This is a genomic window from Harryflintia acetispora (genome assembly GCA_004340125.1).
GTDB lineage: Bacteria > Bacillota > Clostridia > Oscillospirales > Ruminococcaceae > Harryflintia > Harryflintia acetispora.
Window position 1 is genome coordinate 80287 of record SLUK01000003.1, and the last position, 20266, is coordinate 100552.

General features: G+C 49.6%; 20 protein-coding genes. 18 read left to right on the forward strand and 2 right to left on the reverse strand.

What is annotated here, in order from left to right:
- Positions 1-100: 100 nt before the first annotated feature.
- A complete protein-coding gene (locus EDD78_RS05010; protein ID WP_087347884.1) occupies positions 101-460 on the reverse strand; it encodes a helix-turn-helix transcriptional regulator in 360 nt (119 codons plus the stop codon).
- A 185-nt stretch (positions 461-645) separates the two neighbouring features.
- On the opposite strand from EDD78_RS05010, the gene EDD78_RS05015 reads away from it, so the two are divergent.
- The 12 genes from EDD78_RS05015 to EDD78_RS05070 all read left to right on the forward strand — a co-directional run bounded on the left by EDD78_RS05015 (position 646) and on the right by EDD78_RS05070 (position 11400).
- Entirely contained in the window at positions 646-1236 is a 591-nt protein-coding gene (locus tag EDD78_RS05015) for a TetR/AcrR family transcriptional regulator (RefSeq protein ID WP_165873113.1), read from the forward strand.
- 70 nt (positions 1237-1306) lie between these two features.
- Complete coding sequence (locus tag EDD78_RS05020; RefSeq protein ID WP_349214636.1) at positions 1307-1906, forward strand: nitroreductase family protein; 600 nt, start codon at positions 1307-1309, stop codon at positions 1904-1906.
- A gap of 484 nt (positions 1907-2390) precedes the next feature.
- Positions 2391-2813: a sigma-70 family RNA polymerase sigma factor gene (locus EDD78_RS05025; RefSeq protein ID WP_132084181.1), complete on the forward strand. Its 423-nt coding sequence runs from the start codon at positions 2391-2393 to the stop codon at positions 2811-2813.
- 335 nt (positions 2814-3148) lie between these two features.
- Positions 3149-3349, forward strand: coding sequence for a hypothetical protein (locus EDD78_RS05030; RefSeq protein ID WP_007055145.1), 201 nt, complete (start codon positions 3149-3151; stop codon positions 3347-3349).
- A 126-nt stretch (positions 3350-3475) separates the two neighbouring features.
- A complete protein-coding gene (locus EDD78_RS05035; protein ID WP_057571036.1) occupies positions 3476-3742 on the forward strand; it encodes a DUF6870 family protein in 267 nt (88 codons plus the stop codon).
- A gap of 116 nt (positions 3743-3858) precedes the next feature.
- Positions 3859-5538, forward strand: coding sequence for a recombinase family protein (locus EDD78_RS05040; protein WP_132084182.1), 1680 nt, complete (start codon positions 3859-3861; stop codon positions 5536-5538).
- 384 nt (positions 5539-5922) lie between these two features.
- Entirely contained in the window at positions 5923-6540 is a 618-nt protein-coding gene (locus EDD78_RS05045; protein WP_132084183.1) for a TetR/AcrR family transcriptional regulator, read from the forward strand.
- Between the two features lie 189 nt (positions 6541-6729).
- Positions 6730-8505 (forward strand): ABC transporter ATP-binding protein, encoded by a 1776-nt coding sequence (locus tag EDD78_RS05050; RefSeq protein ID WP_132084184.1) that lies wholly within the window; start codon positions 6730-6732, stop codon positions 8503-8505.
- Positions 8502-10232 carry an ABC transporter ATP-binding protein gene (locus EDD78_RS05055; RefSeq protein WP_132084185.1) on the forward strand — a complete coding sequence of 577 codons (1731 nt, stop codon included), beginning with the start codon at positions 8502-8504 and terminating at the stop codon, positions 10230-10232. Before EDD78_RS05050 ends, EDD78_RS05055 begins: the two co-directional genes overlap by 4 nt.
- 1 nt (position 10233) lies before the next feature.
- Positions 10234-10419, forward strand: coding sequence for a cysteine-rich KTR domain-containing protein (locus tag EDD78_RS05060; RefSeq protein ID WP_132084186.1), 186 nt, complete (start codon positions 10234-10236; stop codon positions 10417-10419).
- A 347-nt stretch (positions 10420-10766) separates the two neighbouring features.
- Positions 10767-11225 carry an RNA polymerase sigma factor gene (locus EDD78_RS05065; RefSeq protein WP_132084187.1) on the forward strand — a complete coding sequence of 153 codons (459 nt, stop codon included), beginning with the start codon at positions 10767-10769 and terminating at the stop codon, positions 11223-11225.
- Entirely contained in the window at positions 11197-11400 is a 204-nt protein-coding gene (locus EDD78_RS05070) for a helix-turn-helix domain-containing protein (protein ID WP_132084188.1), read from the forward strand. The genes EDD78_RS05065 and EDD78_RS05070 overlap by 29 nt, the downstream gene beginning before the upstream one ends.
- A 716-nt stretch (positions 11401-12116) precedes the next feature.
- Here EDD78_RS05070 and EDD78_RS05080 read toward each other — a convergent pair.
- Complete coding sequence (locus EDD78_RS05080; protein ID WP_079698905.1) at positions 12117-12314, reverse strand: LPXTG cell wall anchor domain-containing protein; 198 nt, start codon at positions 12312-12314, stop codon at positions 12117-12119.
- 163 nt (positions 12315-12477) lie between these two features.
- Between EDD78_RS05080 and rlmD the strand changes: the two genes are divergently transcribed.
- From rlmD to EDD78_RS05110, 6 genes are all read left to right on the forward strand, one after another.
- Positions 12478-13827, forward strand: coding sequence for a 23S rRNA (uracil(1939)-C(5))-methyltransferase RlmD (gene rlmD / locus EDD78_RS05085; RefSeq protein WP_132084189.1), 1350 nt, complete (start codon positions 12478-12480; stop codon positions 13825-13827).
- A gap of 37 nt (positions 13828-13864) precedes the next feature.
- The gene (locus EDD78_RS05090; RefSeq protein WP_132084190.1) at positions 13865-14509 is read left to right on the forward strand and encodes a hypothetical protein; all 645 of its coding nucleotides are present in this window, start codon (positions 13865-13867) and stop codon (positions 14507-14509) included.
- Positions 14506-15099 (forward strand): flavodoxin family protein, encoded by a 594-nt coding sequence (locus EDD78_RS05095; RefSeq protein ID WP_132084191.1) that lies wholly within the window; start codon positions 14506-14508, stop codon positions 15097-15099. The genes EDD78_RS05090 and EDD78_RS05095 overlap by 4 nt, the downstream gene beginning before the upstream one ends.
- A gap of 50 nt (positions 15100-15149) precedes the next feature.
- Positions 15150-15623: an LURP-one-related/scramblase family protein gene (locus tag EDD78_RS05100; protein WP_132084192.1), complete on the forward strand. Its 474-nt coding sequence runs from the start codon at positions 15150-15152 to the stop codon at positions 15621-15623.
- Positions 15624-15757: 134 nt separating this feature from the next.
- The gene (locus EDD78_RS05105; RefSeq protein WP_286170740.1) at positions 15758-17230 is read left to right on the forward strand and encodes an extracellular solute-binding protein; all 1473 of its coding nucleotides are present in this window, start codon (positions 15758-15760) and stop codon (positions 17228-17230) included.
- A gap of 38 nt (positions 17231-17268) precedes the next feature.
- A complete protein-coding gene (locus tag EDD78_RS05110) occupies positions 17269-20262 on the forward strand; it encodes an EAL domain-containing protein (protein WP_079698925.1) in 2994 nt (997 codons plus the stop codon).
- Positions 20263-20266 lie beyond the last annotated feature (4 nt).

Here is a 20266-nt window from a genome sequence, read left to right on the forward strand (position 1 = left end):
TAAAGCCCTTATATGAAATTTTCGGGATAATCTAAGATTCGGTATAACCGTTTTGTGCAAGCCCCGAAAATGGCGCAAAAAACGGAGGTACACGCTTTTCTTACGCATCCTCCGTTTCTTTAGCCGCTTTCATCGCTTGGATCGTGGCTTCTACAATTTTTAATTCTTTTTCGTCCAGGGCGTTAAGCATAGCGTCAATGCGCTTTCTGCACTCGCTCCCCTTATTCTTGGACGGATAGAAGTATTGATCTACCGATATATCGAACATTGTCACCATCTGATAAAAGGTGTTGAGGCTGGGGTGCTGGCCGTCATTCTCGTTATACATGATGGTGCGCGGAGCCCGGTCAACAATATAGGCCAGTTGCTCCTGCGTCATTCCGCTGGCCTCCCTTGCCCGTTTGATGGCAAGCCCTATATCGTGAAAATCAAATCGTCGTTCATCTCTCTCAATCTTCATAATATCACCTAATGTAATTTTACATTTCAGGTGTTATTATTTGAACGATTGTAAGTTTCATACTACTGACTATTTAATTTCACTGTAAAATCACATGAATGATACCCGGAAGGCTATTATTGACAAAATGACACAAGTGTCATAAAATATAAATGACACTTGTGTCATTTTGCGGAGGTGTGTCTATGTCGGAAAGATCAAAAGAAAAAAGAAATTTAATATTAAAATGTGCAGAACAAGTTTTTAGAACTAAGGGTTTTTCAAATGTTACTATGAAAGATATAATTGATGAATGCAATATTAGTCGCGGAGGTATCTATCTATACTTTAGCTCCGTAGATGAGATATTTATAGAAGTTATCAAGCAATATCATAAATCACACGCAGAGAAAGTGACTTATGATTTGAATAGCACGAAAGACTTTATAAAAGCCATTGATCAATACTTTGAGGATTTGAAATATAATCTTTTAAATATTGATGATAGCCTAAAATTAGCAATGATTGAATTTTTTGCCGCTCATAAAAATGATCAGGACAAAGAGTTTTTCGAAATTGCAGTTAATGGCTTAAAGCAACCCATTATGGAAATTATTATTTTTGGAAAAGGACATGGTATTTTACCTTATGAGCTGACTAATGATTTAGTAGAGTTAGTAGTATTTTGGTTTATAGGACTTGAAGAGATAATGCTTTCCGCTCATCTGTCAAATACAATTTTGGAAAAACAAATTCAAATAATGAAAAATTTGATCCTGACGGGTAAAATTTTATAGCGGTGGGAAAAGTAGTACGAAAGAAAGTAGATTTACATTAAAATTTATGCTGGCAATCAAAGGCAGTAGAATGGAGAATAAAATGAAAGAAATAGAAAACAGAAGAAGTATACGAAAATTTTGTTCCCAAAAAGTAGAAAGGGAACTCATAGATAATATTCTTAAAGCTGGTATTGATGCGCCATCAGCAAAGAATAGACAACCTTGGAAATTTGTCGTTTTAGAAGATAATGCTAAAAAGCAATTCTCCGAAATAATGAGACAAGGTATACAGGAAGAAAGTAGTAGGAAATTACTCCCCAATAGTTCAAAATACCTTGCAGCGGCAAATCATACGGCCCAAATAATAGATCAAGCACCTGTGTTACTGTTAATTTATAATCCGCAAGGCAAATCTTTATATGAGGATTTGAGTATTGAAAATAAGATATATGAACGCGCTGACATCCAGTCCGTCGGGGCCGCCATACAAAACATAATATTAGAGGCTACTTCTCTTGGTATAGGCTCTTTGTGGATATGTGATATATATTTTGCTTATGATAGATTGTCCAAATACCATAAAGAATATGGTGAATTGTTGGCCGCAGTAGCGTTGGGGTATCCTGATGAAAATCCTACAAAAAGACCGAGGAATGCATTTAAAGATGTAGTGTCCTATCTTAAATAATACATAGGAATTTAAGAACTCAGTGCTACCGAAACAAAAAAACCGTTGTTTCGGCGGCTGGTTCATCACGCGCCAAAACAAAATACAGTAGCCTTACGGCGGTTTTGAAATAACAAATTTCAAGCCGCCGTTTTCTTTTCAAAAAATGAGATTGCGGGGGGTGTGTTAAAGTCGCCCTTTTTTAAGGATACGGCGGTGTCCAGGAGGTATCGCCGTGTCCTTTTTCCTTTTCCATCCCCCTAACCTGTCAAAAAAAGCCCACCCGCCCAGCAGGATCAGTCCGGCGGTGGATGCGAAATTTGGCAGTACATAAATGAATTTGTCATTTCATGCGCTTGCGTGGCCTTGTGTCGCGCAGGCGCTTTTTGTTATCTGCACTTCGAGACAAAGTGTCCCGAGGTACGGAGCAGCTCCCCAGGGTGCCGCTCCCCGCCGGGCTCCGTTTCGGTCACTCATCCACCCAACACCGAAACGGAGGTTTATTATGGCTATAATCAATCTGAAAGATTTTTATTATTGGTACACCCAGGATCAGTTTATTGAGATTTCTGACGAAGTAGCGGAAGTCTTTCTTGCGGATGCCCGTTATGAAATGGCCTACCAGCGGCGGCTCTCCCGGCACAAGGCGCAGTATTCTCTTGACTGTGAGGACGGGATCGAATACTCGGCCTGCCTGCATGAGCCCACGCCCCAGGAGCTCCTGGAACGGATGGAACTCTTTATCCGTCTTTGGAACGCGCTTAACTCTCTGCCCGAAGTCCAGGGCCGCCGTGTGGATGCCTGCGTCATTCTTGGCAAGACCTATTCTGAAGTAGCTGAAGCGGAAGGCGTTGACGAAAGCGCAGTGCGGCGGGCTGTGGAGCGCGGTTTGGAGAACATGAAAAAATATTTGAAAAAATCCCGCTGAACCAGTCCGAATATCATCCAAAAATGTCTCGGTTTATGAGAGGAGGTTTTCTTTTCTCCGCAGATGAACAAGGACGGCCCCGAGCATGATCCGGGGAGCCAGGCGGCGGGTGCGCGGTGACTTTTCCCAAAGGAAAATGAGCGAACAACACCAGCGCCGCAAGTGGGCCCGGCCAACCTACGGCCACGATCCGGCAGTGGACAGGCTGGCCGCCTGTCCCTCCGGGCCGCCCTCTCGTCTGCGAGGGAGCGCCGCGCCGAGTATAGTTGTCTTTGGACAGGTCAAGGAAATGGGCGCGGCGTTCCCTAAATTTTTATCAAAGGGGGAATGAAAAAATGAAGTTCGATCCTACATTGGCCGCTATGCTGGCCGAGCCGTGGAGCAACAACGCCTGCCGGGGATATGTGATCTATGCGATGGAAAACTGCGGTTTTTCCCCCGAGGACATCCGGCGCGTTGTCGGTGAGCTCCATTATGTATTTGATTTCAAAACGCTGGACGAGGCCCAGCACCATTACGAAAACGGCCCCTATTAACTTCGAGACATTGTGTCCCGATGTGAGGACAGGCCAAAGGGCGGCACTTATGCGGTGCCGCCTTTTCGCGTTTCCCCACAGGACAACCGGGAGGCGTTTATCAATCTGAACAAAGGAGGTTTTACCGTGAGATTAACCGCACAGGAACTGGAACAAATGAAAAGCGTTGACATTGGCGCAGTTTCCCCTGAGTCTCTGCCCGATGTGAGCGGTATGACCTTTGATAACGCCCTTTCCCGCAAAGAGCGAGTCACAAGGTTTTTGCAAGTTGCCAAAAATCTGTACTGCTTCAACATCGGCGGAGTCGGTGTGAAAATTGAATTTGCGGAAGGTGGGCCGTCTTTGCAGGACACCTTGACGGACTATTTGATCCGGCAAAAAAGCGGGCTGTGACTTCGGCTGCGGCCCGCCCCAGCTTCGAGACAAAGTGTCCCGAGGCGGAGCCATCCTTGTTGTCCCTATGGGACAGAGTTATAATATAAGTGTAATGTGATAGGGAAGGAGGAACAATGTCACGAACAAAAAACAGAGGGTTTCAACAGAGTTTCTCTCCCTCTTTTACGATCCGGCGCTGGCGGCTGGGCGAATATATCCGGCTTTCCAAAGAAGATTTGAAAAAAGGAAAAGACGATAGTAACAGCGTAAAAAACCAGCGCGACCTGCTGAATGACTTTTACCAAAAACACATTGAGGAATTTGAAAGCGTTTCCGAATATGTGGACGATGGACACACGGGGACGGATGCCAACCGCGAAAATTTCCAGCGGCTTCTGGCCGATGTAATGAGTGGGAAAATCAACTGTGTTGTGGTAAAAGACCTTTCCCGTTTTGCCCGGAATTACAGCGATGCGGGAAGTCTGATTGACAACCTGTTTGTGCAGATGGGCGTCCGTTTTATCAGTCTTGCTGAAAATGTGGACAGCTACCTCAACCCGGACAGCGTTTCCAGCATTATTGTTCCGATTACAAATGTAATGAACGATCAATACTGCTATCAGACTTCAAAGAAAATCCGCCAGGTGTTTGACTATAAGCGGCGCAACGGCCAGTACATCGGCTCCTTTGCTCCCTACGGCTACATAAAAGATCCGAAAGACAAACACCAGTTGATTGTCGATCCCGAGGCCGCCGAGATTGTAAAGCTTATTTATAACAAGACTTTGCAAGGAGAAACAAGGCGGGCTATCGTCTACCACCTAAACGACCACGGCATCCCCAGCCCGACAACCTACCGAAAAAATAAGGGCCTGCCCTATTCCTGTTCGGTATCAGACAATCCCATGTGGGGAGATCGGGTGCTTACAAACATTCTTACCAACCCGATTTATACCGGGGATTTGGTACAGGGCCGCCGCCGTGTGAAAAGCTATAAGGTACATGAGATTGAGGCGGTGCCGGAGGAAGAATGGGTGCGGGTGGCTGATACCCACGAGGCGATTATAGACCGGGAAACCTTTGAAAAGGTGCAGGCCCTGTTGAAACGGGACACCCGGACGGCCCCACGGAAAAAGGAGCTCCATCTGTTCAGCGGTTTTCTCCGCTGTGCGGATTGCGGAAAATCCATTACACGGAGCCAGAGCGGGAAAAATGTGTATTACGCCTGCTCTACCTACAAATACCGCTCCCGGGCCGCCTGCTCTATGCACTCAATCAAGCATGAGCGGCTGGAAGCCGCCGTCCTGTTTGCCGTCCGTCAACAGGTACATCTGGCCGTTTCCTTTTCGGAGATACTTGCCCGTATCAACTCGGCTCCAGTCAAAAAAAGCCAGTCATTCCGACTGGATGATCTGATTGCCGCAAAGGAAAAGGAACTGGCGAAAATTACCCGCTACAAACAGTCTCTTTATCAAGACTGGAAAGACGGGGAAATTACCCAACAGGACTACCGGACAATGAAGGCTGACTATGAACGGCAAATAAGCTCCATCTCTGATGTGCTGGAACGGCTGGCCGCTGAACGGGCGGAACTGGCAAACGGCGTTGACAGCGAGCATCCGGCGCTGGTGGCCTTTAAGAAACACCAGAACATTGAAACGCTCAACCGGGAAATCCTCATTGATCTTGTAAACTACATCAAGGTTTACGAAAACGGCAATATCAGCGTGAAATTCAAGTTTGCTGACGAGTTTCGCAGAATTGCCGAATACATTGAAATTAACATTTCTGAAATTCCCGCCGCGGCGGGCTGATGCCCGCCACACCATTTCTGGCAGTGTGTTTTCCTAATATGAAACATTCATAGGAAAAGGGTACCCTTTCCGTAAAATTGTCCGTTCTCTGTCTGCCGACAGCGGGCGATTTTTGCTTGTTGGGAATGTTTCCAGCGTCAACTTTGTTGACGCCACCCTCTTGATTTTCCTCTCACTATCTACAACACCGAGCAGAGCGATTTTGCCAAAGTTTTGAGAAAAATTTTTAAGAAAGTTTTTCTTACCTCTTAATACGGAAAAATTTCTAAAATGCCAATGCCATAGAATAAATCTGCAAATCAATTTGAGCTATTGACAAATTTCTTGATTTGCTATATTATATAACAGTGATATATAACAATGTTATAAAAAGGCAGTGAAAACATGAGCGAAACGGAACACACAACATTACACCTAATTCTTTCGGCGGCAATGCAAGAATTTCTTGAGAAGGGTTATAAGTCTGCTTCATTGCGGAATATTGTCAAAACAGCAGGAGTGACAACAGGTGCGTTCTACGGCTACTACGACAGTAAAGAGGACTTGTTTGAAGCACTGGTAGGAGAACACTACAATTTTTTACTGGAACGATTTTGCAAGGCTCAAAAAGAATTTGCGGAAATTCCTCCAGAGAAACAACCCGATAATCTTTCCTCTACTTCCGGCGAGTGTATGTATGACATGCTCTTATATGCCTATGAACACTTGAATGAATTTAAGCTCATACTTTGCTGTTCAGAGGGAACACGCTTTTCAAAGCTGATTGATGAAATGGTGGAAATAGAAACAAAAGGAACACATGATTATTTAGCGGTTCTTGAAAAGTTAGGCAGACCCGCCCCACCCATTGATGAGCGGTTAGAGCATATTTTGATTACAGGAATGTTTAATACATTTTTTGAGTTGATTATACATGAAATGCCGCTTGAAGAAGCAAAGCACTATTTGAAAGAAATGAGAGCTTTCTATACCGCCGGATGGATGAAAATTATGGGGCAATAAAAACAAATAAATTCATTAGGGCAATCTGCCCCATCATTCATGATAATGGAAAGTGTATGCTTTCCATTATATTTGACACATAGGTTAGCTTTGGCTAACCTATTGGGTATGCGCTCAAGCGAAATATGGATATTCGAGGGCAGATATTTAGTCCTCATATCATAAAAAATTTTCAAGGAGGTTTTTTCAATGAAACAACAGTCTAATCTATCAAGACTGATGGGCTATGCCGGAGGGCATAGGATATTGACCTATCTTTCTTGGGTACTGTCCGTAATGAGTGCGCTGTTAGCTCTTGTGCCATTTTGGTATATATGGCGTATCATTCACGACATATTGGAAGTTTCCCCGGACTTCGTGGAAGCGAGGAATGTTACAGGCTACGGCTGGTCTGCGGTTTTATTTGCGGTTATCTCCATTGTTATTTATATAGCCGCTTTGATGTGTTCGCACATGAGTGCGTTCCGGGTTGCCGCAAATATCCGAAAAGAGCTAATGCGCCATATTACATCGCTGCCGCTTGGTGTGACAGAAAAATATGGAAGCGGAAAACTGCGGAGGATTGTGAACAATTCCAGCGCCGCTACGGAAACCTATCTTGCACACAGGCTGCCCGATAAAGCGGGGGCGATTGCCACACCCATAGGGCTGCTTTTCCTGCTGCTTGCCTTTGACTGGCGATTAGGGCTTTTAAGCCTTGTTCCCGTCGTGCTTGGTTTTCTGATTATGATGAAAATGACGGGAAAAGACATGGAAAAGCGTATGGAACAATATCAAAATGCACTTGCTGATATGTCAAATGAAGCAGTTGAATATGTGAGGGGCGTACCCGTAGTAAAGACTTTTGGGCAGACAATCTTTTCTTTCAAACGTTTCAAAAACGCGATTGATAATTATGAAACATGGGTCATTGCATACACAAAGGGGCTGCGTCTGCCTATGATGTTCTATACAACGGCAATCAACGGTGTATTCGCATTTCTGATTGCCGGAGGGATTTTCTTCACAAGAGGCGGTGTAACAAATGAGCTTCTGTTAAACCTTATTTTCTATATTGTGATTACGCCCGTCATTGGTACGACACTCACAAAAATTATGTTTATGAGCGAGGACGCAATGATTGTGGGCGACGCAATAAGCAGGATTGATGAAGTGCTGAACGAAAAGCCTTTGCCTGAAAGCAGCGAAAATAATATTCCGAAAGACAATGGAATTATATTGGAACACGTTAGTTACAGTTACGACGGCGAGAAAAACGCACTCAATGATGTATCTCTTTCCATAAAGCCAGGTCAGACAGTCGCATTGGTAGGTGCGTCTGGCAGCGGCAAGACAACGCTTGCAAATATTGTCACAAGATTTTTCGACCCGCAAAAAGGACGCATACTGATAGGGGATATTGACATACGCGATATTCCGAAAGAAACATTGATGGATAAGGTGTCCTTTGTATTTCAAAATAGCCGCCTTATCAAAGCGTCCATATTGGAAAACGTCCGTATGGCAAAGCCTAATGTTACGCGCGAAGAAATCACCCATGCGCTGAAAGCCGCGCAGTGCTTGGATATTATCGAAAAATTGCCAAACGGTATAGATACAGTTGTCGGGACAAAAGGCGTGTACCTGTCCGGTGGTGAACAGCAAAGAATAGCGATTGCCCGCGCAATTTTGAAAAACGCGCCTATTCTGATTCTTGATGAAGCGACCGCGTTTGCCGACCCCGACAATGAAGTGCGTGTACAACAGGCTTTGTCTGCGCTTTCAAAAGGAAAAACAGTTATTATGGTTGCACACAGGCTGTCGTCAATCACAGACGCAGATTGCATTTATGTGCTGCAAGACGGTCAGATTGCTGAAAGCGGTACCCATAGTCAGTTGATTGAGAAAAACGGCATATTTACAAAAATGTGGCAGGATTATTCCGAAGCAGCAGAATGGAAGATTGCAAAGGAGGTAAACGCATGATTCAGATACTGCAAAGACGCTTTGCGTTATCAAGACAGGGAGCTGTCGATTTGATAAAAGGCTGTATTGCCTGCGTCGTACAAGATATATCCTTTATGCTCCCTGTCGGGCTCCTCTATTACTTTGTTATTGATACCATGAATGGGAATGTGAATGGAAGTCGTATTGCTTTTTATGCGGCTGGCACTTTCCTTTGCCTTGCACTCATATTTATTGCGACTTGGTTTCAATATAACGCCACTTACTTAGCGACTTATGTTGAAAGCGGAGTAAGGCGAATATCTTTAGCAGAACAGCTACGCAAAATTCCATTGTCGTTTTTTGGCAAGAAAGACCTTGCGGATTTAACAAATTCGATTATGGGGGATTGTGCCACACTGGAAACCGCATTTTCCCATTATGTACCCGCATTGGCAGGCTCCCTTATTTCCACCACATTGATTGCAGTTTGCCTTTTTGCTTACGACTGGCGAATGGCACTTGCGGCGGTTTGGGTTTTGCCGATTGCATTTACAATCACACTCTTTTCATCACGCATACAGGAATATTTTAATCGTAAATCCGCAGAGGCAAATGTCGCGCTTGAAAGCGGCGTACAGGAGTGTATTGAAAGTTTGCAGGACTTAAAGGCGAACAATGCGGAAGAAAGTTATCTGAAAGGGCTTAACAAAAAAATTGACTATGTAGAAAAGCGGCACATTATAACAGAGCTTGGGACTGCCCTTTTTGTTGTTTCCTCTACGCTGATATTAAAGTTTGGGATTGCTACAGTTGCGCTCGTAGGTTCTGCGCTGCTGATTCGCGGGGAGATTGATATTCCGCTGTTCTTTATGTTTTTGCTTGTGGCTTCAAGGTTGTACGCTCCGCTTGAGGGGGCATTGCAAAATCTTGCTGCGGTAATTTCTACCAAAACGAATATCAACCGCATGAATGAAATTCTTGACCAACCGATTCAGACAGGAAGCAATGCAATGACAAATCAAGGGTATGACATTGTATTTGACCATGTAGGATTTGCCTATAATACGGGGGAAACTGTATTGAAAGATGTTTCCTTTACGGCTAAACAAGGAGAAGTTACTGCATTAGTCGGACCGTCCGGCGGCGGAAAAACTACGGTGTCGCGTCTTGCTGCCCGGTTCTGGGATATAAACAAAGGAAAAATCACTGTTGGCGGTATGGATATATCAAAGATAGAGCCGGAAACCTTACTATCCCTGTATTCTATCGTGTTTCAAGATGTGACGCTGTTTAACAACACAATTATGGAGAATATCAGAATTGGCAGAAAGGACGCGACTGACGAGGAAGTGATTGCGGCGGCAAGACTTGCGAATTGTGAAGAATTTGCGGAAAAGCTCCCGGATGGTTATAACAGTATGATTGGTGAAAATGGTTGCGAACTGTCCGGAGGGGAAAGACAACGAATTTCAATTGCCCGCGCTTTCCTTAAAAATTCCCCTATCATCTTACTTGATGAAGCAACGGCAAGCCTTGATGTGGAAAACGAAACATTGATACAGTCTGCTTTATCAAGACTGATAGAGGATAAGACCGTACTTGTGATCGCTCACCGTATGCGTACCGTAAGCGGCGCGGATAAAGTAGTTGTGCTTTCAGACGGTTCTGTTGCCGAACAGGGAACGCCGGAAAAATTGATGAATATAGGCGAGATTTACCCGTATATGGTAAAGCTGCAAATGATTAGCAGAGATTGGGGCATTTAGCATGAATAGCGAATGGATAATATGCCCCATATGCCAAAGCAAAACAAGGTTAAAAATGCGGAGCGATACCGAACTGAAAAACTTTCCTCTGTATTGCCCGAAATGCAGACAGGAAACCCTTATTAACGTAAAACAAATGAATATATCAGTTATCACAGAGCCAGACGCTAAGACGCAGAGCCGATAACACGCAGGTATAACACGCGGTTATCGGCTCTTTTCTGTTCTGCGATAGATGAACCGCTGTATTTTTACACATAGTTAATACGCGGGAACGCTCATTTAGGATATGGCGGTATCAAATGCTTGTAAGCATTAGGAGGTTATCGCCATGTCCTTTTTCTATATCGTTGATATTCTTCAATCATCAAAAAAAGCCTGTTTCCTGCACCGGGATATTCTGCACATGAGTATGAATACACATATCACTATATACGCTTAAATAACTCATATTACCAAACGCCTATGTGGTTTTACTGCTGCATGGGCGTTTGTTGTAATAGCCCCCTACTGGGAAGAAAGGGGGTGAGTTAGATGATTTATTCAGAAGAATACAAGGAACATATCGAATACACTTTTGCGGCTTTTTGCAGGGTTGTTCTCTACAATGCGGCGATGAGTGCATACCGTGATTTTGGGCGGAAGCAGAAACGAGAAGTATCGCTTGAATACTTAATATCCGAAACGCCACTTGAACCGTTCACAACAGATACTTATTTTGAGCAGTACGACCAACCGACCGTCTTTGCTGTAAAAGGGAAAAAGTTTGTTGTCGCAAGTAAGCGGTTAGCCGACGCACTATTGAAATTGACCGAACAAAGACGCAATGTTTTGTTTCTGTATTTTTTCTTCGGTTATACCGACGCTCAAATCGGAAAAGAGTATGGGCGGAACAGAAGTACAGCGAATTACTGGAAATTAGCAGCCTTAAAACAGCTACGAAAAGAAATGGAGAGATTAGAACATGAGGAACAAGAAGCTGATACCCTTTGAAATCATTGAAAAAGCAGTCGCCGGAGAGCCGGAAGCCATAAAAGCTGTTTTACAGCACTACAGTCCGCGCATTAAATATCTGTCTAAATATCGAGGACATATCAACGACGATATTCAAGACCGACTGAAAGCACAGCTTATCAAAGCTATCCTGCAATTCCGTTTTGACAGGTAGTGAGTAGCAAAGCCAGAGAAAGCCGTCAAGGATAAACTTCGCGCTTCGCGTCCTTGACGGTTTTCTCTGTCCTTGCTTTGAGGTAGACAAGAGCGCAATCGGATAGACCGCTTACGCTCTCTATGAATTATGGATTTTCTGAACGGATAATTATTCCTGCATTTCCGTTTCCTTTCACTTCCGTTCCGGCAGCTTATGAGTAGGGGAAGCATTAGGGGACGGAAAGGAATGGAATAGGTAATTGATTAAATCCGTAATTCTTTAATCTTTACTTTATATATCTTTATTTAATTGCGTTGGATTTTCCAACGTAGGTTTTTCCAACATAGGTTTATCCAACGTTGGAAAATCCAATGTAGGTAATTCAATGCCGGAAGCACACATAGATTTTGTTTCGTGTAAACAGCTATATGAATTACCATAGTAATGTTATGCAGTAGGGGGCGAAAAAGCCTTGATTTTAGCGACGTACAGACACGAAAACATCAAGAGTAAGGGATTTATACCTTTTCCCTCAAAAATGGGGTTCTACTGCGTAACAATGCGGAGATAGAAAAGCAGAGAGTCAACCACTTTTGAAAGTGACTAACTCTCTGTTTCCGTTTGCAAACCTGTTTGTCAGCGTTAGTGATATGTTGGTTAAATACTTCCTTATCACTGTAAAACTAAATGGTTCCGGGCTTTTTGGCGCTTTGCCGGCTGCATGAGAAGCACGCCTATTTTTTGTTTTTGCGAATGCTCATGATGACGAAGGCGATGACCGCGACCAGGGAAATGCCCAGAATGATGAACACCAGGCCGATTTTGCTGTTGTCGCCGGTGGCCGGGTTCACCTCGGCGGCGAAAACGGTGCTGCACAGCGAGAGGGCCAGCAGAATCCCCATCGGCAGGGAATGAAGCAGTTTTTTGAGCATCGTTTGACCTCCATTTCAGTCTGTGTGACCACTACAATATCTTATAGGATATTATAGTGGTTTTTGGATGATCTTGTCAAGGAACAGATTGTGAACAACCCGCTTTCAACCGGGCCCGGTTTATGGTATCATAAAGGAAGTAAATGCGAATGGGGAGTAAGGGATGCTGCAAAAGAACAGTGTGATCGAGCTTGCTGTCACGGCGTTGACCAGCGAGGGCAACGGCGTGGGCCGCTATGAGGGGATGGCTGTTTTCGTGCCGGATACCGCCATAGGGGACAGGATCGAATGTAAAATCGTCAAGGTGCACCCCCGTTTTTGTTATGGGCGGCTGGAGCGGCTTCTCGTCCCCTCCAAGGACCGGATCGAGCCGGACTGCCCGGTGGGCCGGCGCTGCGGCGGCTGTGCGCTGCGGCATCTGAGCTATGGGGCGGAGAAAGAGGCCAAGTGGCAGCAGGTACAGGATGCCTTTGACCGGATCGGCGGCTTTTCGCTGGAGTGCCAGCCGCTCGTTTCGACCGGTATGGTGGACGGCTACCGCAATAAGGCGCTTTATCCGGTGAGGGAGCGGGACGGTCAGGTGATCATCGGCTTTTTCGCCCGCCGCTCGCACGAGGTGGTGGAAAACCTTGCTTGCCGCCTTCAGCCGCCGGAGTTTGAGCGGATCGCGGGGGTGGTGCGGGACTTTTTGCAGGAGGAACGGATTCCCTGCTATGACGAAGGCTCCTGTAAGGGGCTGGTGCGCCAGCTGTATCTTCGCAAGGCGTTCGCCACCGGCGAGATCATGGTCTGCCTGGTCTTAAACGGCGAGACCCTTCCCCAAAGCGGAAGGCTGCTCGAAAGGCTGCGGGATATGCGGCTGCCCATCCGTTCGGTCTGTCTGAACGTCAACCGGCGCAGCACCAATGTGGTGCTGGGGGAGAGGACCAAGATACTTTGGGGTAGGCCGGTGATCACCGATCTTCTTTGCGGCGTGCGGGTGAATCTGTCGGCCCAGAGCTTTTACCAGGTTAACCACGACGCTGCCGAGCTGCTCTATCAGAAGGCCCGGCAGTGTGCCGCGCTGACGGGAAACGAGGTGCTGCTCGATCTCTACTGCGGCACCGGGACCATCGGGCTCACGATGGCGCGGCAGGTGCGGCAGCTGATCGGTGTGGAGATCGTGCCCGCGGCAATCGAAGACGCCAAGGTTAACGCGCGGGAGAACGGGATCGAGAATGCGCGCTTCCTCTGCGACGATGCATCCGGGGCCGCACAGAAGCTCGAAAAGGAAGGGATCCGTCCCGACGTGGTGGTCGTCGATCCCCCGCGCAAGGGGTGTGATGAACAGGTGCTCGCTGCCATTTCCCGGATGGGCCCGCGGCGGGTGGTGATGATCTCCTGCAATCCCGCGACTGCCGCGCGCGACTGCGCGCGGCTGCGGGAGCTGGGCTACGCGCTCCAGGAGATTACGCCGTTCGATCTGTTCCCGCGCACGACACATGTGGAGTGCGTGGCGCTGCTGACAAAATAAATATTGGTTTTGAGAATTATGATTGGAGGTGACTGATATGGGAAAGTACAATAAACACTACTTTGAAAAATACGCTCTCTTATCCATATGTCATCTTTTTAATATACATATTGAGGATTTTGAGAAGAAATCCGAGAGGCCGGATTTGCAGAGTGAAGCACTCAGCATTGGTGTTGAAGTCGTCCGGGCGATCACGAAACACGATGGCCTCACATATTCTATTGCCGATGATAATTTTGGACGAGGATTGTCTGGAGAGGAGATCGTCGCCTCAATAAAGAAAAACAATAACAAAGGCAAATTCAAGGGTTCTGTTTATCGTGTCGGCGATGTGGTTGGTATTTCATCCGAAGAAGGAATGTATGACAGTTCTAAACATAGGAATCTAGTTTCAGAAAAAATAAAAGAGAAATCTCAATTAAGCAAAGGCTACCGGCATTATCGGACCAATGGGCTATATTGCTTTACCCATACCAGCTTGATAAATGAAACGGACTACCCTTATATAATAGAGTCGTGTAAAGGAAGCTCATTTAATCTTATATTAATTGATTGTATTGATACGATACTTCAGTGGAACGCGCCGTCCGACAATTTAGTTAAACATAAAATATCTGAAAAGAATATGCACAAATGGGATCAGCTGGCGTTAAGGCAAAGCGAAGGGGAAATGAACATATGAAAAACATACTGATCATCCTTGGCGGCGGGCGTCCCAACGGCAATACCGCGCAGCTGGCCGAAGCCTTTGCAAAGGGAGCAAAGGAGGCCGGGCATTCGGTCGAGACCGTGTCGCTATGTAAAATTGAGGTCAAGGGGTGCTTGGGCTGCAACGCCTGCCGCTATGATAAGCCTTGCATTCAAAAGGACGGCTTTCACGAACTGGTGCCAAAAATCAAGGTGGCGGATTTAATCGTATTTGCCTCCCCGCTCTATTTCTGGACGCTCTCCGCCCGGACGAAGGCCTTTATCGAGCGGTTTTATTGCCTGGCGCAGGAGGATCCGAATCCTCCCCTCGGGAGGTACGAAAGATACCCGTTCAAGGACTGCGCGCTGCTGATGACCTCTGCCGACGACTATTTCTGGACCTTTGAGCAGGCGGTCTCCTATTACCAATTCGCTCTGGTGAACTACATCGGTTTTCATGATAGAGGGATGCTCCTCGCGGGCGGCTGCGGCGACACGAACGGCAGGCCGCAGATCGGCCGAACGGGACATCTGGAGTGGGCATACCGGTTCGGGAAAAACGTGTATCCTGATTGTGGCGATTAAATCTGGAAATTTTGCGGCGGCCATCGGGATCGCCCGGGGGAGGAAACGATTTGAAACTACTTTTTAAGCAAAGGCTGTTTTCCTGGTTCGACAGCTACGACATCTACGACGAGGCGGGCAATACCGTCTATACCGTGCAGGGCAGGCTCAGCTGGGGGCACCGGCTGGAGATTTACGATGCGCGCGGGGAGCACCTGGGGACGGTGAAGGAGGAGGTGCTCACTTTTCTGCCCCGCTTTGCCCTTTACCAGGGCGGGCGGCGGATCGGGGAGATCAAAAAGGAATTTACCTTCTTTAAACCGGTGTTTACCCTCGATTGCCGGGGCTGGCGGGTGCAGGGAGATTTCTTTGAGTGGAACTACCAGGTCGCCGACGGCGCCGGGACGACGGTGATGTCGGCGCACAAGGAGCTGCTCAATTGGACCGATACCTACGTCATTTCCGTCGGAAGGCCGGAGGACGCGCTCCTTTCGCTGATGATCGTGCTGGCCATCGACGCGGCCAAGTGCTCGCAGGGAAACTGAGCGGGCACAATTGCGGGAAAATCGGTTTATCTATGGAATCTTCTTCCTGAATGCGATATAATAGGAATAATATTTGCGTTTGGTCCCGTCCGGTGTGGGGGATGGTCAGGGTGAGGCGCATGGGAGGTTATGATTTGAACAAAAAGTTACACCGCATGTGTATGCGCCTCGGCGCCTCGGTATTGCTTGGCGCCATGGTATTCACTTCCGGCTGCCAGCAGGCGGGAGGCAGGGACGTGCGGCTCGACCCGAAAAACCCGGTGTCGATCGAGATCTGGCACTATTACAACGGCCCGCAGAAGAACGCCTTCGACGAGATGATCAGCGAGTTCAACGACACCGTCGGGCTTAAAGAGGGGATCATTGTCGAGGCGTTCAGCCAGGGCAACGTCTCGGAGCTGACCGAAAAGGTGATCGACGCGGCCAACAAGAAGGTCGGCGCGGGGGACATCCCCGACGTGTTCGCCGCCTATGCGGACACCGCGCTGCAGGTCGATAAGCTGGGGCTGGTCGCGTCGCTGGACGATTATCTCACCGACGGGGAGCTCGCCGAATACATCCCCGAATATATCGAGGAGGGCCGTTTTGACGCGCAGGGGAGCCTTAAAATCTTCCCCATCGCCAAGTCCACCGAGGTCATGATGGTCAACAAGACCGACTGGGACAAATTCTCGGCCGCCACCGGCGCAGATATTGAAAAGATCAAGACGATGGAGGGACTCGCCGGGACCGCGAAACAGTATTATGAGTGGACCGACAGCCTTACCCCCGAGCCGGACGACGGCAAGGCCTTCTTCGGGCGGGACGCCCTGGCCAACTATTTCATCATCGGCTGCCGGCAGTTGGGAGTGGAAATCTTCTCGGTGGAGAATGGAAAGGTCACCTTCAATTTGGACAAAGAGGTGATCCGGAAGCTGTGGGACCATTACTATGTGCCCTTCGTGCACGGGTACTTCGCGGCGAACGGGCGTTTCCGCTCGGATGACGCCAAGACGGGGGACATCATCGCGCTGGTGGGCTCGACCTCGGGGTCGGCCTATTTCCCGGATAAGGTGATGGTAAACGACAACGAGGGCTACGACATCGAGCCGCTGGTCTTTGAGCCTCCGGTCTTTGAGGGCGGCGAGCTCTATGCGGTGCAGCAGGGCGCCGGCATGGTGGTCACCAAGACGGACGAGCGCCGGGAATATGCGGCGACCGTCTTCCTCAAATGGTTCACCGACTCCGAGCGCAACATCGAGTTTTCGGTCGGCTCCGGCTATATGCCGGTCAAGGTCGCCGCGAACGACCGGGACATGGTCCAAAAGGTACTGCAAGGCAGCGGCGAGGCGGTCGCCGAGGGGCTGCAAAAATCTCTGGACGTGGCCCTCGATATGACGAAGACCCACACCCTCTACACCAGCAAGGCGTTCGGGGGCGGGACCGAGGCGCGCGCTGTGCTGGAATACTCGATGGCCGACCTCGCAAAAGCCGACAGCGAGCAGGTCGCGCAGATGGTGGCCTCCGGCCAGAGCCGTCAAGAGGCGGCGGACGGCTTCTGTACCGACGAGCACTTTGAGGAGTGGTATCAGAGCTTTAGCGGAGCGTTGGAGGAAGCGATTCAGTAAAGAGCCTGGACAGCGAATGGAAAGCAAGGGAAGACAGTATGGCGAAGCTTCTACATCAGGGCAGCTCCATCATGAAAAAAATACTGGTTCCAATGATCCTCACCATGTTGGTTCAGGCGGGTCTGTTTTACGGTGTCATTTTATGGGGCGGCACGGTGGACAAGCTCAACAACAACGCCTACGATATCCTCAACGAGCGGGTCCTGGGCCGCAAGAACTACCTGCAAAACGAGATGATCCAGCGCTGGAGCAACCTCAGCGATTCGGTGCAGGCCATCAACGCGGACGTGGGCGCCGTCCTGCGCGAGCAGAACAGCGGGATCGAGGATATCCGCTTCGGCAGCGAGCTTTCCAACCAGGTCCTCGAATCGGTGTCGGACGACATCATCTACCTCATGCGCCGTTCCTCGGTCACCGGGTCGTTCATCGTGCTGGGCGGCGGGGAGGACTTGGGCGAGCAGGAGGGGGAGCACCGTTATACCGGGCTCTACCTGCGCGACCAGGACCCGGAGTACAGCTCCACCGACAACTCCGACATCATGATCGAGCGCGCGCCCTCGGCCATCGCCAAGCGCTTGGGAATCCCGATGGACACCTGGTGGAACCCTTATTTCTCCTTCACCCCCGAGCAGGGCGAGGGCAGCTTTTATTACAAGCCCCTCTGGGCGGCGATCAACCATCCCGAGATCGGCTGGGAGGATTTGGGCTACTGGTGCGAGCCGTTCAGCCTGAGCCAAGAGGACATCCAGGTCATCACCTATTCGGTGCCGCTGATGCATGAGGGCAAGCCCTACGGGGTGCTGGGGATCGAAATCTCGGTGGACTATTTGAGAAGGCAGATGCCCTATGACGAGATAGGCGCCGACAAGATGGGCGCGTATCTCGTGGCGGTGGACCACGGCGGCGGGCTGAGCTTTGACAATGCGGTGGGCAGCGGGCCGATCTTTAAGCAGCTCTATGAAAAGGAGAAGCAGACCCAGCTGCGCCAACCCCCCGTCTATGGCAGCGTCTATGAGATCGAGCCGCCTGACGGCAGGCGGGAGCATGTCTACGGCTGTGTGCAGTATTTTCAGCTTTACAACAGCAATACCCCCTTTGAGACGGACCGCTGGGCCCTGATCGGGATTATGCGGCGCCAAGATCTGCTGGCCTTCTCCGACCAGGTCAAGGCCCTGGTTGCCGCGGCGTTCGTGCTCTCGCTGGCCATCGGGATGGGCGGTATTTACGTCGTCAGCACGGTGATCACCCACCCGATCACCTCGCTGGTGCAGAAGGTCAAGAGCAGCGACCCGCGCCTGCCGGTCAGCCTGGAAGAGACGCGCATCGACGAGATCGACGAGCTGGCGCAGGCGATCGAAAACCTCAGCCTGGACGTGGCCGATTCGGCCAGCAAACTGGCCCAAATCATCGAGATGACCAACATCCCCCTCGGGGCCTTCGAATACTATAAGGAGACGGGGAAGACCTACTGCACCAACGGGTTTTTGCGCCTGTTCGGGATCCCGAGCGGCGAGGGGGAAAGCGGCTACATCGAGCCGACGAACCTGCATGACAGGCTCAAGGAGCTCAGCGGGCAGATCGAGGAGATAAACGAGCGGCGGGACGAGATCCTCTATAAGCTCTCCAACCGGCGCGGCCGGCCGCGCTGGGTGCGCCTGCGGGTCGTGGAGAACGACAGCAGGGTGCTGGGGGTGGCCAGCGACATCACCAGCGAAACGCTGGAGAAGCGCCGGATCGAATACGAGCGCGACTACGACCTGCTCACCAACCTGCTCAACCGGCGCGCGTTCCACACCATCATGCGCCGCAAATTCGAGGAGCCGGAAACACTCGGCGTCGGCGCCCTGATCATGCTGGACCTCGACAACCTCAAGTATATCAACGACACCTACGGGCACGACTACGGCGACGCCTATATCCGCTGCACGGCGGACGTGCTGCGGCGCTTCGCGCCGGAGAAGGCGATCCTCTCGCGGATGTCGGGGGACGAGTTTTACATCTTCCTCTTCGGCTACGGGGACCAGGACCAGCTGCGCGGGGTGATCGAGCACATCAAGCAGGAGATCCGCAAGACGGTGCTGCCGCTGCCCAACAACGAGCATCTGCGCATCCGCGCCTCGGCCGGCGTCGCGTGGTATCCGCAGGATTCCACCTCCTATGAGCAGCTGATCAAGTACGCCGACTTTGCGATGTATAAGGTCAAGAACACCGTCAAGGGCGAGTTCAGCGAGTTCGACATCCAGAGTTATAACCGGGACAGCTACCTGCTGCACAGCAGAGAGGAGCTCAACCGGCTGATCGAGGAGGAACTGGTCGAGTACTATTTCCAGCCCATCGTGGACGCGCGCACCGGGCGGATCTTTGCATACGAGGCGCTGATGCGGCCCAAACTACAGACACTGAAAACGCCCAAGGAAATCCTGGCGTTGGCCCGCTCCCAATCCAAGCTCTACCAGATCGAGCGCCTGACCTGGTTCAAGGCGTTGGAGGCGTATGTCGAGCACCGGCAGGTGATCGGCAACTGCAAGGTGTTCATCAACTCCATCCCCAACCAGACGCTGACCGAGGAGGACATTGCGCAGATCGAGGGGCGCTTCGGCGACCTGCTGCACAACATCGTCATCGAGCTGACCGAGGAGGAGAAGCCGGATGAGCGCTCCACCATCCACAAGCAGCGCTTCGCCGAGCGCTGGGGCGCCGAGCTCGCGCTGGACGATTTCGGCACCGGCTACAATGGGGATGCGGTCCTGCTCTCGCTGACGCCGAGCTACTTAAAGATCGACATGTCCATCGTGCAGGGGATCGACAAGGACGAATACCGCCAGAAGCTGCTGGAAAACCTGCTGTCTTATGCCAGGATGCAGCACATCAAGGTGATCGCCGAGGGCGTGGAAACCAGCGGCGAGATGAAAATCCTGATCGCCAGCGGCGTGGATTACTTGCAGGGGTTCTATCTGGGCTCCCCCAACCCCGTGCCCCAGTCCGGGAACGGATATTTTGACTCCGCGAACTCTCAGGAAATTGCCTACTAAGGAA

What these genes read in the sequence shown, in the direction of transcription:
- EDD78_RS05070 (WP_132084188.1), top strand. Translation starts at nt 11,197, where the DNA reads ATGAGGAACAAGAAGCTGATACCCTTTGAAATCATTGAAAAAGCAGTC.
- EDD78_RS05045 (WP_132084183.1), top strand. Translation starts at nt 5,923, where the DNA reads ATGAGCGAAACGGAACACACAACATTACACCTAATTCTTTCGGCGGCA.
- EDD78_RS05015 (WP_165873113.1), top strand. Translation starts at nt 646, where the DNA reads ATGTCGGAAAGATCAAAAGAAAAAAGAAATTTAATATTAAAATGTGCA.
- EDD78_RS05110 (WP_079698925.1), top strand. Translation starts at nt 17,269, where the DNA reads ATGGCGAAGCTTCTACATCAGGGCAGCTCCATCATGAAAAAAATACTG.
- EDD78_RS05065 (WP_132084187.1), top strand. Translation starts at nt 10,767, where the DNA reads ATGATTTATTCAGAAGAATACAAGGAACATATCGAATACACTTTTGCG.
- EDD78_RS05050 (WP_132084184.1), top strand. Translation starts at nt 6,730, where the DNA reads ATGAAACAACAGTCTAATCTATCAAGACTGATGGGCTATGCCGGAGGG.
- EDD78_RS05040 (WP_132084182.1), top strand. Translation starts at nt 3,859, where the DNA reads ATGTCACGAACAAAAAACAGAGGGTTTCAACAGAGTTTCTCTCCCTCT.
- EDD78_RS05060 (WP_132084186.1), top strand. Translation starts at nt 10,234, where the DNA reads ATGAATAGCGAATGGATAATATGCCCCATATGCCAAAGCAAAACAAGG.
- EDD78_RS05090 (WP_132084190.1), top strand. Translation starts at nt 13,865, where the DNA reads ATGGGAAAGTACAATAAACACTACTTTGAAAAATACGCTCTCTTATCC.
- EDD78_RS05095 (WP_132084191.1), top strand. Translation starts at nt 14,506, where the DNA reads ATGAAAAACATACTGATCATCCTTGGCGGCGGGCGTCCCAACGGCAAT.
- rlmD (WP_132084189.1), top strand. Translation starts at nt 12,478, where the DNA reads ATGCTGCAAAAGAACAGTGTGATCGAGCTTGCTGTCACGGCGTTGACC.
- EDD78_RS05025 (WP_132084181.1), top strand. Translation starts at nt 2,391, where the DNA reads ATGGCTATAATCAATCTGAAAGATTTTTATTATTGGTACACCCAGGAT.
- EDD78_RS05020 (WP_349214636.1), top strand. Translation starts at nt 1,307, where the DNA reads ATGGAGAATAAAATGAAAGAAATAGAAAACAGAAGAAGTATACGAAAA.
- EDD78_RS05080 (WP_079698905.1), bottom strand. Translation starts at nt 12,314, where the DNA reads ATGCTCAAAAAACTGCTTCATTCCCTGCCGATGGGGATTCTGCTGGCC.
- EDD78_RS05055 (WP_132084185.1), top strand. Translation starts at nt 8,502, where the DNA reads ATGATTCAGATACTGCAAAGACGCTTTGCGTTATCAAGACAGGGAGCT.
- EDD78_RS05010 (WP_087347884.1), bottom strand. Translation starts at nt 460, where the DNA reads ATGAAGATTGAGAGAGATGAACGACGATTTGATTTTCACGATATAGGG.
- EDD78_RS05030 (WP_007055145.1), top strand. Translation starts at nt 3,149, where the DNA reads ATGAAGTTCGATCCTACATTGGCCGCTATGCTGGCCGAGCCGTGGAGC.